We start from the raw sequence: 11,123 nt of genomic DNA on the forward strand, positions 1-11,123 counted from the left end.
CTGCCGGAATAACGGCAGCGCCAGGGAATGTGCGCATCGAACGGGAAATGCAGGAGCGTCAGAGCACGCGGCCCAGGAACTCCTTGGTCCGGGCATGCTGCGGGTTCGCGATGATCTCCCGGGGGTCGCCCGATTCCACCACCACACCGCCGTCCATGAAGGTCAGGGTGTCACCCACTTCGCGGGCAAAGCCGATCTCGTGGGTCACCACGATCATGGTCATGCCCGACTTTGCCAGGTCCTTCATCACGTTCAGGACATCGCCCACGAGCTCCGGGTCGAGCGCAGAGGTGGGCTCGTCGAAGAGCATGAGTTCCGGGTCCATGGCCAGGGCGCGTGCGATGGCAACGCGCTGCTGCTGGCCGCCTGAGAGCTGGGACGGGTAGTGGCCGGAGCGGTCCGCCAGGCCCACCCGGTCCAACAGTTCCAGCGCGCGCTTCTGCGCGGCAGCCTTGGACTGGCCCTTGACGTGCACGGGGGCTTCCATCACGTTCTGCAACGCGGTCTTGTGCGGGAACAGGTTGAACCGCTGGAACACCATGCCGATTTCGCGGCGCTGGGCGGCGATTTCCTTGGTCTTGAGGTCGTGGAGCTTGCCGTTGACCTCGCGGTAGCCAATCAGCTGGCCGCCCACGGAGATCCGCCCGGCGCTGATGGATTCCAACAGGTTCACGCAGCGCAGCATGGTGGACTTCCCGGAACCCGAAGGCCCGATCACCACCGACACTTCGCCTTGCTGCACCGTCATATCGATGCCCCGGAGGACATGGTGGGGCCCGTAGAACTTGTGCAGGCCCTCGATCTTGACCAGCGGCTTTTCGGCTGTGACCGTCATCGTGCACTCTCCTCGGGGAAGTCCGTCTTCATGGACCGCTGGGCGTCGGCACCCGCACCTGCAGCCTTGGCCGCTGCCGGATTCACGGCAGCGGGAGCGAGGTTGTCCACACCCTTGCCGTAGTACGCCTCGAGGTAGTGCTGGCCCACCATGAGGATGCTGGTGACAAGCAGGTACCAGAACGCGGCAACGATCAGCAGCGGAATCGGGAGGTAGATGCGGTTGGCCAGGGCATTGGTGGCAAAGGTCAGGTCCAGCGTGAACGGGACCGCCAGGACCAGCGAGGTGGTCTTCAGCATGCCGATGGTTTCGTTGCCGGTGGGCGGGACGATAATCCGCATGGCCTGCGGCAGGATGATCCGCCACATGATCTTGCCCTTGGACATGCCAAGTGCCTCGGCGGCTTCCTGCTGGCCCCGGTCCACGGACTTGAGGCCGGCCCGGAAGATTTCCGCCAGGTAAGCCGATTCATTCAGGCCGAGGCCGAGGATCGCGGGGATCAGGCCCTTGCTGGGATCGGACAGCGCGTAGCTGAACAGTTCGGGACCAAACGGGATCCCCAGCGTGAAGGCCGGGTAGAGAACCGTAACGAGGCCCCAGAACACGAGCTGCGTGTAGACCGGGGTTCCGCGGAAGAACCACACCCAGACCCAGCTGGACCAGCGGAAGACCGGGTTGTCGGACTGCCGCATGACTGCCAGCAGGATGGCCAGGACGATGGCCAGGACCATCGACGCCACCGTCAGCAGCAGCGTCCACCCCACGCCCTGGACAACCTTGACGTCCAGGATGTAGGTGCCCACAACGTCCCAGCGGAAGTTGGAGTTGGTGAACAGGCTCTGCACGAGCCCGGCCACCAGGAGGAGGATGATCGCGGCGCTGATCCACCGGCCGGGGTGGCGCACCGGCACTGACTTATTCAGGACCGGTGCGTCCCCTTGTTGATGGTGTTCCATGTGCACGCCTGACTTGTCGTCGGTAACGCGAAAACTCAAGACTTAACCGCCGGGTTGACCTCGGACTTGGTGATGGCGCCCTCGGAGTTGCCCCAGCCTTCGAGGATCTTCTTGTAGGAGCCGTCTGCCATCAGCTTGGTGACGGCCTTCTGGATGACGTCAGCCCAGGCGGTGTCGGCCTTGGCCACGGCGATGCCCTGCGGTGCGGAGTCGTAGACGTCGCCCAGCTTTTCCAGCTGGCCGTTGGTCTGGGTGAGGGCGTAGCCGATGATGGGGGAGTCGGCGGCCATGGCGTCGATGCTGCCGTTCACCAGGCGCGTGGTGACGTCCGTCTGGTTCTTCAGCGTGACGATGTCAATGGGCTTCTTGCCGTCGGCCGCGCACTTCTTGTTGCGGTCGGCGAGGTCCGGGTCTTCCTGCACGGTGCCGGTCTGCACGCCGATGGACTTGCCGCAGACATCATCCAGCGAGAACTTCTTGGGGTTGCCCTTCTGTACTGCCCAGGCGGTGCCGGCGTTGAAGTAGCTGACCATGTTCACGGCACCCAGGCGTTCCGGGTTGATGGTGAACGAGGAGATGCCCAGGTCGTACTTGGGGCCGAGGGCCGGGAGGATGCCGGTGAACTCGGCAGTCTGGACCTGGACCTTGAGGCCCAGCGTGGCGCCGATGGCCTTGGCGATATCCACGTCGTAGCCCACGGGAGTCTGGCCGTCCGGACCGAGGAACTCGGCGGGGGCGTAGCTGGTGTCAGAACCAACGGTGATGGTGCCCTTGGACTTGATGGCGTCCGGGACCATGGCGGCCAGGGCGTCGTCCTTCTTGACGGTGGTGGGATCAAAGCTGGCGCTGGCGCTGCCTGAGGAGGTGGCCGCGCTGGAGGGACCCGTTTCCGAGGCATTGGTGCATGCTGAGAGAGCCAGGGCGCTGATGGCGATCATAGTGGCGGCGGTCAGCTTGGAGGTGCCCAGGAGGGTACGGGGAGTCTGCATTTCTTACCTTTTGTTGCAGGGGCTATGAGGTACTAACGCGGCTTATAGTGTAACGCTCAACAAGAGAGGTACGTCACACGCAACTAAGTTTCACTATTGGATAACTGTAGCGGGGGCAAAATCAAGACTTCCAGAGCAGGACTTGTCTGTCATCCCAGACTCGGGGCCCCGGGAAGCTAGCTGTTGATGCCCAGGGACTCCAGCATGGGCCGGAACTTGGCCCACGTTTCAGCCAATTCGGCCTCCGGCAGCGAGCCGTCAACTATTCCGCACCCGGCATAAAGCCGGACGGTGTCGGCAGACTCAATGACGGCGCCGCGCAGCGCGATGCCCCATTCGCCGTTGCCCGCGGCGTCCAGCCAACCCACCGGCCCGGCATACGGTCCACGGTCCAGGTGCTCCAGCTTGCGGATCAGCTCGCCCGCCACGAGGGTGGGCGTCCCGCAGACGGCCGCAGTGGGGTGCAGTGCGTTGATCAGCGCCAGGCACGTGGGGACATGCCCTTCCACCTCGGTGAGCTCCGCCTTGACGTCGGAGGCCAGGTGCCAGACATTGGGCAGCTCCAGGATGAACGGCTCGTCGTGGGCGTTCATCGCCTCGGAGAAGGGCGCCAGCTGCTTGGTCAGCGACTGGATGGCGATCTCATGCTCATGGCGCTGCTTCTCCGAACCCGCCAGGACCCGGGTGGCGTAATCCATGGGTGCGCCGTCCTCGCCGTGGGCGTCCCGCCGGTCAAGGGTGCCGGCGAGTACGCGGGCCTGGGCGGTGCGTCCTTCCACTTGGATCAGCATCTCAGGCGTGGCGCCCACCAGGCCATCCACTCCGTAGGTCCAGCATTCGCGGTACCTGGCGGCGAGCTCGCGCAGTACATCGGCGGCATGTACGCCGGAAGGAATGGTCGCCACCACATCCCGCGCCAGCACCAGCTTCTCCAGCGCTCCGGTACGGATTTCGGCGACGCCGGCGGCCACGGCGTCCATCCAGGCTTCCTCGCTGAGTGACCCGGTGTGCAGTGTTGCGCCGGCGGCCAGGGGGAGGGGGCGCACGACGGCGCCGCGGGCTGGGCCAGGCACCTCATCAAGGGTGCCGTCCCCGGCCGGGTCCGCCGCCGTCGTGGCTTCACCGGCAGCTGAACTGCTGCTGAGCCAGCGGTCGAGTGCCGCAACCGCCGTCTCTTCGGTGAGTGGGCCGTCGTCGAACGTCAATTGGGTGAGCCATACCTGGTTGTCCCGGACGCCCACCACGATCTCCGGCACGATCAGCCGCGACTCGTGCCGCGAGGTCTTCGAGAAAGCGAACGAACCAAAAGCGACGGGCCCGGTGCCGGGCAGCTCCACGGCATCCGTGACGTCCGCCTCGAGGACCAGGTGCCGCCACCAGATATCCGCCTCCAGGAACCGGTCCGGACCTGTGGCGGTGAAGCGTGAAATCTCGCCGAACCCGGCCAGCCCGGCTTCGCGGCGGGTCCAGCACAGGACATCGTCCCGGACCAGAAACGAAGGCAGCCCCCCGGGGAATGTTTTGCCATCCAGGGGGACTGTCAGGGTGCGGAACGTGCTCGTCATGATGAGACAACACTACTCCCGCGTAGGCCCGGGCCATCTCCGGGTGCGGGGAGGGGCAAAAAGGAGATGGAGGCGCTGGTCCGGACCGCCGCGAACATTTGAGACAATGTCATGGTGAACCGAGCATCCTTGGATAAGCGTCCGGACGAAGTAGCCACGATGTTTGACGACGTCGCACCGAAATACGACGTCGTCAACGATGTCCTGTCCATGGGACAGACCCGCCGCTGGCGGAAGATCGTGGTGGACGCGATGGAAGTCTCCAAGGGCCAGCGCGTCCTTGACCTCGCGGCCGGCACGGGCACCTCCAGCGAACCATATGCCGACGCCGGCATAGACGTAGTGGCCTGCGACTTCTCCCTGGGCATGCTCAAGGTGGGCAAGCGCCGCCGCCCGGACATCGACTTCATCGCCGGTGACGCCACCAACCTGCCCTTTGCGGACAACACGTTTGATGCCACCACCATCTCCTTCGGCCTGCGCAATGTGAACGAGCCCAAGAAGGCGCTGGCCGAGATGCTGCGCGTCACCAAGCCCGGCGGCCGCCTGGTCATCGCCGAGTTCTCCCAGCCCGTGGTCCCGCTGTGGCGCACCATGTACACCGAATACCTGATGCGTGCCCTGCCGGCCATCGCCGTCAAGGTGGCCTCCAACCCGGACGCCTACGTCTACCTTGCCGAGTCCATCCGCGCCTGGCCGGACCAGGACCACCTGGCCGCCTGGCTGCAGGACAGCGGCTGGGAAAAGGTCACCTACCGCAACCTCACCGGCGGCATCGTGGCGGTGCACCGGGCCTTCAAGCCTGCCGCCGGCCCCGAGGGTGCCGCTGCCGCCATCGCCGCGCACAAAGGCCCGGTGGCCAAGCTGCGCCGCAACATCGTCCGCTGACCTGTGAAGGTACTGATTGTCGGCGCAGGTCCGGCCGGGTCCACCGCCGCGTACTACCTCGTCAAGGCCGGCCTTGAGGTCACGGTCCTGGAAAAGACGCAGTTCCCGCGCGAGAAGGTTTGCGGGGACGGACTCACGCCCCGCGCCGTCCGCGAAATCCAGAAGCTCGGCCTGCCGCACCCCGAGAACGACGGCTGGCGGAGGAACAAGGGCCTGCGCCTGATCGCCGGCGGCCGCACCATCGAGCTGCCCTGGCCCGAGGTGTCCGACTTCCCGCAGTACGGCCTGATCCGCACCCGCCTCGGCTTTGACGAGGAACTGGCGCGCCACGCCGAGGCCGCCGGTGCCACCATCCTTGAACGGCACAGCGTCACCGATGCCCTCCGGAACGACGCCGGCCGCGTCACCGGGGTCCGCGCAGCGCTCCTTGACGGGAACGGACGCAAGACGGGCGAGACGCGTGACTTTGCTGCCGACGTCGTCCTCGCAGCCGACGGCAACTCCACCCGCACGGCCGTGTCCCTCGGAATCCAAAAGCGTGACGACCGGCCCTTGGGCGTTGCCGTCCGCACCTATTTCACCTCACCGCGCACCGACGACGACTGGATGGAAGGCTGGCTGGAACTCCCCGGCCGCGACGGAAAACTGCTCCCCGGCTACGGCTGGGTGTTCGGCGTGGGCGACGGCACCTCCAACGTGGGCCTGGGCATCCTGAACTCCTCCAAGGAATTCGGCAAACTGGACTACAAGCAGGTCCTGCGCGAATGGACCGCCGGGATGCCTGCCGACTGGGGCTTCACACCGGAGAACCAAGTGGGCGAGATCCGCGGTGCCGCGCTGCCCATGGGCTTCAACCGCACACCCCACTACGCTCCGGGCCTGCTCCTGCTGGGCGACGCCGGTGGCATGGTGTCCCCGTTCAACGGTGAGGGCATCTCCTACGCGATGGAGTCGGCACGGTTTGCGGCCGAGTTCATCATCGACGCCTCCTCCCGTTCGGCCGCCTTGGGCGGAACGTACGACGCCGATGCGCACCTGTCGCGGTACGCGGACTACGTGCGCGGCCAGTGGGGCTCGCACTTCACCCTCGGCCGGGCCTTCGCCGCTTTGATTGGCAAGCCCGCCGTGATGAAACTCGCCCTGCGGACCGGCATGCCCATCCCGGTTTTGATGCGGTTCGTGGTCCGGCTCCTGGCCAACCTCACGGACCCCTCAGCCAAGGGCTTCGAGGACCGGGTGATCCGCGTCCTGGAATCGCTGGTTCCGGCCACGACCAATACTTCGCCCACCCCGGCAGCATCCAATCAGCGGTATCCGCAACAAAAAGTTAGGGTTAACCCGTGACCAAATCCGCAGACCACAGCTGGACGCATGCCGGGCACGGCCTGCCGGACTCCGAACCCAGCCTCAACACCACCGCCATTGCAACGGGACTCCAGCTGCCGGCCGGTTTTGCCGCCATTGCGGAGGATGACGAACTGGGCCCGGCCATCACCAACAACCTGGCGAAGGTGGAGAAGAAACTCCGGGAGGCGATCGCCAACTCGGACCCCCTGGCCGATGCCACGTCCCGCCACCTGGTGGAAGCCGGGGGCAAGCGCATCCGGCCGCTGCTGACCCTGCTGTGCGCCCACCTCGGGGACGCATCATTGCCCGCCGTGGTCCAAGCCGCCGTCGTGGTTGAACTGACCCACCTGGCCACCCTTTACCACGACGACGTCATGGACTCCGCCCCGTTCCGCCGCGGCGCTCCCACGGCCCACGAAGTCTGGGGCAACTCGGTGGCCGTCCTCACAGGCGACTTGATCTTCGCCCGGGCGTCCATCCTGGTGTCCGAACTGGGCGGCCGTGCGCTGGGTATCCAGGCCCGCACGTTTGAGCGCCTGTGCCTGGGCCAGCTGCACGAGACCGTGGGCCCGCGTCCGGACGAGGACCCGGTGGAGCACTACCTGTCCGTGATCGCCGACAAGACCGGTTCCCTGGTGGCGGCCTCGGGCCAGTTCGGTGCCATATTCTCCGGCGCAGACGAGGCATTCGAGGACATCCTGGTGGAATACGGCGAGAAGGTTGGCGTTGCCTTCCAGCTGGCCGACGACGTCATCGACGTCACCGGTGTCAAGGTCAAGTCCGGCAAGTCTCCCGGAACGGACCTCCGCGAAGGGGTTCCCACCCTGCCGGTGCTGCTCCTGCGCAAGGCCGCCGCAGATGGCGACCAGTCCGCCGTCGAGCTCCTGACGCTGATTGACGGCGACCTGACCTCGGACGAAGCCCTGGCCGCCGCCGTTGCCGGGTTGCGGGAGCACCCCGTCACGGCCGAGTCCTGGATAGTGGCACGCCGCTGGGCCGACGAAGCCATCGCCGCCTTGGCACCGCTGCCGGACGGCGTGGTCAAGGAGTCGCTGTCCAACTTTGCGCTGGCCGTGGTGGACCGCGCCAGCTGATTTTTGCGGGAGCCCGGCGCCTCTGGTCCAGCCAGCAGGTGCCGGGCTTCTTCTTTTGGTGTGGCGTTAACGGGATAGCCCCGGTCCCCAACAACCGAAGCTGCTGTGAACCGGGGCTATCTCTCCGTTCGCATCAGACCCGCCGGAGGCGTTTAGCGGATCCGCGAATAGCTTATGACAGCTTTGTCACAATGCGCAAGTCTTCTGTAACTGCCCGTGTCAAAAAGTTTTGCCGCCGAGTCTGACCGCCTTTCAGCGCCGGAGGGTGACCAGCCTCGGCATGTTGCGGCGGCACGCCGGGACGGCAGCCGGAACGTGAGGAGTTTCAGCGCCGCGGGTTACCCACATAGCGCGAACCAGGCTCCTCAGCGGGGGCATCCGTCCGCTGTGCTGAGTTCATGGATGTATGTCATTTCCTTCGCAATGCCGGTTCTGTGGCCCGCACGGCAACAATCCTCAAGGCCGGGTTCTCCGACCGGGACATCCGCAACGCGGCGGCATCCGGTGAACTCTGCCGCCTCAGGCACGGAGTGCTGGCCCTCCGGGAAGCCCCTCAGGACTTCGTGGCTGCGGTTCTCGGCAACGGACTGCTTACCTGCGCCTCAGGGGCTCCCTATCGAGAACTGTGGCTGCTGCACCCGCCGGAGAAGGTGCATCTGCTGTGCCGGCACGCGGGGCCGCCGCATGCGGTGGTGCACCGCGGGTCCCTGGTACCGCACGGTACGGCGGAGCCCGTCGCCAGTACCACTGACATCCTCATCCACGCATTGCGCTGCCTGCCCGGGGTGGAGGCCGCTGTGATGGTGGAGAGCGCGGTGCGGCAAGGCGTGACGACGTTGGCGTACCTGCGTCAACGGCTTCCGGGAAACCGGAATGGAGCCGCCCGCAAAGTCCTGGACCTTGTCGACGGCAGCGCGGACTCACCAATTGAAGTGGTGGCCCGCATCCTCTTTCGTGCAGCGGGAATCCATACCCGGACCCAGGTTGGATTGCCCGGAATCGGCTGCGTCGACTTCCTGCTGGAGGGGTTCCTGATCATCGAGATCGACGGCGCCAGCCACTTGGAGCCGCGACAGGTGAAGAAAGACCGCTCACGGAACAATGCCAGCACCCTCAGTGGCTATGCGGTGCTGCGATACGGGTACGCGGACGTGGTCCACAACCCGCAGAAGGTGCTTGCCGAGGTCTGGCAGGTGCTCAGGGGCAGGGTCATCCGCTGAAATTCCCCGGCTTTCAACCGCAAAGCCGGGGACTCGCGGGCAAAACCGGGCAACACGCCGTCGGCACCCCTCAAAGGTGGGGAGATTCAGCGAGGGCCGGCCCAGCAGGGGAGCAGGAAACCCCTACTCTTCCTCTTCGTCGTCCTCGAACGCCCACTCGAACATGTCGAACACGAACTCGGAGAAGGTGCCTTCCTCGGACTTCCACTGGCCGCGGGCGTTGTTGCGCCGGTACACAATGGGGTCCGGGACGCCGAGGTCGCCCACGCGGAAGCCCCAGGTGAACTGTTCCTCTTCGTCTTCGAGGAACATCAGGAAGCCCTCGTCGTCGACTTCGAGCTCTTCCGGGTCCCAGAAGTAGTGGTAGGCCTCCATCAGGTCTTCGCAGCCGCCCAGGGCAAGGTAGAACTCACGCAGGACCAGGGGGATCTCGAACTGGTGCTCGGCGAGGGCGCTCTCCAGCTCCTCGGGGGTCAGGCCATCTGCTTCCTGCCATTCATCCTCGAGATACTTCGGAACAAGCGCGCGGAACTTCTCGAGGAACATGTCAGTCATGCTCATATCCTAGCCAATCCCGGACCCTCCAAAATGACACGGAACAGCCACTACAGCCCCGTATCGCCAGCCCGCCGGTGCCACCCGCGGACGGCAAGCGGCGCCTGCCACGACCGCCGCCAGGCCAGGACCCGGAATGTGAAAACCAAGGCCGCGATGGCCGCCGCGGTCAGTACGTTGAAGATGCCCAGCACCCACAGCACGGCGGTCAAGGACGAACCAAGGAACGCCGGCAGCGCGTAAATGTCCTTGGGGTTGAACAATTCCGGCACCTCGTTGGCGGTGATGTCGCGCAACAGGCCGCCGCCTACCGCCGTCGTTACGCCCAGCAGCACGGACGCCACCGGGTTGAGCCCGGTGGCCAGGGCCTTGAGGGTGCCGGTCATGCAGAACAGGGCCAGGCCGGCGGCGTCGAAGAGGACCAGCAGGGACGTGTAGCGCTGGACGCTGGAGAACAGGAAATACACGAGCGCCGTGGCGAAGACCGGCGGGAACAGGTAGGCGGGGTTGGTGAACGCTGCCGGGACCACGGCGATGATGATGTCCCGGATGACACCGCCGCCAAGGCCCACCAGCGACGCCAGCAGCAGGGAGCCGACAATGTCGATCTGCTTCCTCGCCGCAAGCAACGACCCTGAGACGGCAAAGAAGAACACGCCCAGCAGGTCCAGCCACACCGGGGAGTTGTCAAAGGCGAATGTCATGGGGCGTCCCGGTATTTCAAAGAGGGCGGACAGGGCGGCTCCAACGTTACGCTAGCCCCTATGAACAGCCCCATCATGATCGCCTGCGCCCATGGGACGTCCAACACACAGGGAGCCGCGGAGGTCAACGCGCTGCGCGCCGCCATCGCTGAACTCCGGCCGGGCCTGGATGTCCGGGAAGCCTATGTGGACGTCCAGCAGCCGGACTTGGTGGACGTGGTGGCCGGCCTGCCGGAGGGGGAGCCCGCGGTGGTGGTCCCGCTGCTGCTGAGTGTCGGGTACCACGTGAAGGTGGATATTGCGCGGGCCGTGCAGAGCCGCCCCGGCAGCGCGGCCGCCGCCCCGCTGGGCCCGGACCCCCGGCTTGCCGCCCTGCTGGACCATCGGCTGCGCGAGGCCGGCACCACGGACAACGACGTCGTCGTCCTGGCCGCGGCGGGCTCGTCCAATCCCAACGCCGCCGTCAGCGTCGAGGAGCTGCTGGGCCAGCTCCGGGAGCTCCGGTCCAACCGGATCGTGGCCGCGTACGGTGCCTCGGCCAAGCCCTCGGTGCCCGACGCCGTCGCCATGCTTCGGGAGGAGCTGGCAGGAGGTGCGGGCGCGGGGGAGTCCGCCGGAGCGGTCGACGTCGGCGGCCGGGTGGTGATTGCCTCGTACCTGCTGGCGCCGGGCTTCTTCCACGACCAGCTGGCCAAGGCAGGTGCCGACGTCGTCACCGAACCCCTGCTGCCATCCGCGACGCTCGCCGAAATCGCGCTGGACAGGTACGACGCCGCCGTCGCGACAATGCACGAAGCCCGCCCAGAACCGGCCCCGGAAGCAGTGCCTGCGGCACCGGCGGCGGGAGTGCCCGGGCCGCCCGCCGATGCACAGCAGGGTGGCATCTTCAAGGCCGTTCGGCGTTTCGTGACGAAATATTTCCCTAGGTGACTCAGCATTTCCGGACCTTTGTGACGTAAATCGGGGGCGC

11 protein-coding genes are annotated in these 11,123 nt (G+C 66.1%); 5 read left to right on the top strand and 6 right to left on the bottom strand.

The annotated features are described in order from the left end of the window. Nucleotides 1-58 precede the first annotated feature (58 nt). The 4 genes from QRM95_RS16035 to QRM95_RS16050 form a co-directional block, all read right to left on the bottom strand. Nucleotides 59-835, bottom strand: coding sequence for an amino acid ABC transporter ATP-binding protein (locus QRM95_RS16035; protein ID WP_285248529.1), 777 nt, complete (start codon nt 833-835; stop codon nt 59-61). Then, nucleotides 832-1,791 (bottom strand): amino acid ABC transporter permease, encoded by a 960-nt coding sequence (locus tag QRM95_RS16040; protein ID WP_285248530.1) that lies wholly within the window; start codon nt 1,789-1,791, stop codon nt 832-834. Before QRM95_RS16040 ends, QRM95_RS16035 begins: the two co-directional genes overlap by 4 nt. Before the next feature lie 35 nt (nt 1,792-1,826). Further along, nucleotides 1,827-2,780, bottom strand: a complete 954-nt coding sequence (locus QRM95_RS16045; protein ID WP_285248531.1) for an ABC transporter substrate-binding protein — start codon at nt 2,778-2,780, stop codon at nt 1,827-1,829. 176 nt (nt 2,781-2,956) lie between these two features. Beyond that, nucleotides 2,957-4,345, bottom strand: coding sequence for an isochorismate synthase (locus QRM95_RS16050; RefSeq protein WP_285248532.1), 1,389 nt, complete (start codon nt 4,343-4,345; stop codon nt 2,957-2,959). A gap of 114 nt (nt 4,346-4,459) precedes the next feature. Between QRM95_RS16050 and QRM95_RS16055 the strand changes: the two genes are divergently transcribed. From QRM95_RS16055 to QRM95_RS16070, 4 genes are all read left to right on the top strand, one after another. Further along, nucleotides 4,460-5,233, top strand: coding sequence for a demethylmenaquinone methyltransferase (locus QRM95_RS16055; RefSeq protein ID WP_285248533.1), 774 nt, complete (start codon nt 4,460-4,462; stop codon nt 5,231-5,233). Between the two features lie 3 nt (nt 5,234-5,236). Next, nucleotides 5,237-6,577 (top strand): geranylgeranyl reductase family protein, encoded by a 1,341-nt coding sequence (locus QRM95_RS16060; RefSeq protein ID WP_285248534.1) that lies wholly within the window; start codon nt 5,237-5,239, stop codon nt 6,575-6,577. Continuing rightward, a complete protein-coding gene (locus tag QRM95_RS16065) occupies nt 6,574-7,674 on the top strand; it encodes a polyprenyl synthetase family protein (protein WP_285248535.1) in 1,101 nt (366 codons plus the stop codon). The genes QRM95_RS16060 and QRM95_RS16065 overlap by 4 nt, the downstream gene beginning before the upstream one ends. A gap of 398 nt (nt 7,675-8,072) precedes the next feature. Beyond that, nucleotides 8,073-8,894, top strand: a complete 822-nt coding sequence (locus QRM95_RS16070; RefSeq protein ID WP_285248536.1) for a type IV toxin-antitoxin system AbiEi family antitoxin domain-containing protein — start codon at nt 8,073-8,075, stop codon at nt 8,892-8,894. A gap of 123 nt (nt 8,895-9,017) precedes the next feature. Here the strand turns inward: QRM95_RS16070 and QRM95_RS16075 are convergent, their stop codons facing one another. Further along, nucleotides 9,018-9,449, bottom strand: coding sequence for a hypothetical protein (locus tag QRM95_RS16075; RefSeq protein ID WP_285248537.1), 432 nt, complete (start codon nt 9,447-9,449; stop codon nt 9,018-9,020). Between the two features lie 50 nt (nt 9,450-9,499). Next, a complete protein-coding gene (locus QRM95_RS16080) occupies nt 9,500-10,153 on the bottom strand; it encodes a trimeric intracellular cation channel family protein (RefSeq protein ID WP_285248538.1) in 654 nt (217 codons plus the stop codon). A gap of 60 nt (nt 10,154-10,213) precedes the next feature. On the opposite strand from QRM95_RS16080, the gene QRM95_RS16085 reads away from it, so the two are divergent. Then, nucleotides 10,214-11,083, top strand: coding sequence for a sirohydrochlorin chelatase (locus QRM95_RS16085; protein WP_285248539.1), 870 nt, complete (start codon nt 10,214-10,216; stop codon nt 11,081-11,083). Nucleotides 11,084-11,123 lie beyond the last annotated feature (40 nt).

This window comes from Pseudarthrobacter sp. efr-133-R2A-89, from assembly GCF_030209315.1.
GTDB lineage: Bacteria > Actinomycetota > Actinomycetes > Actinomycetales > Micrococcaceae > Arthrobacter.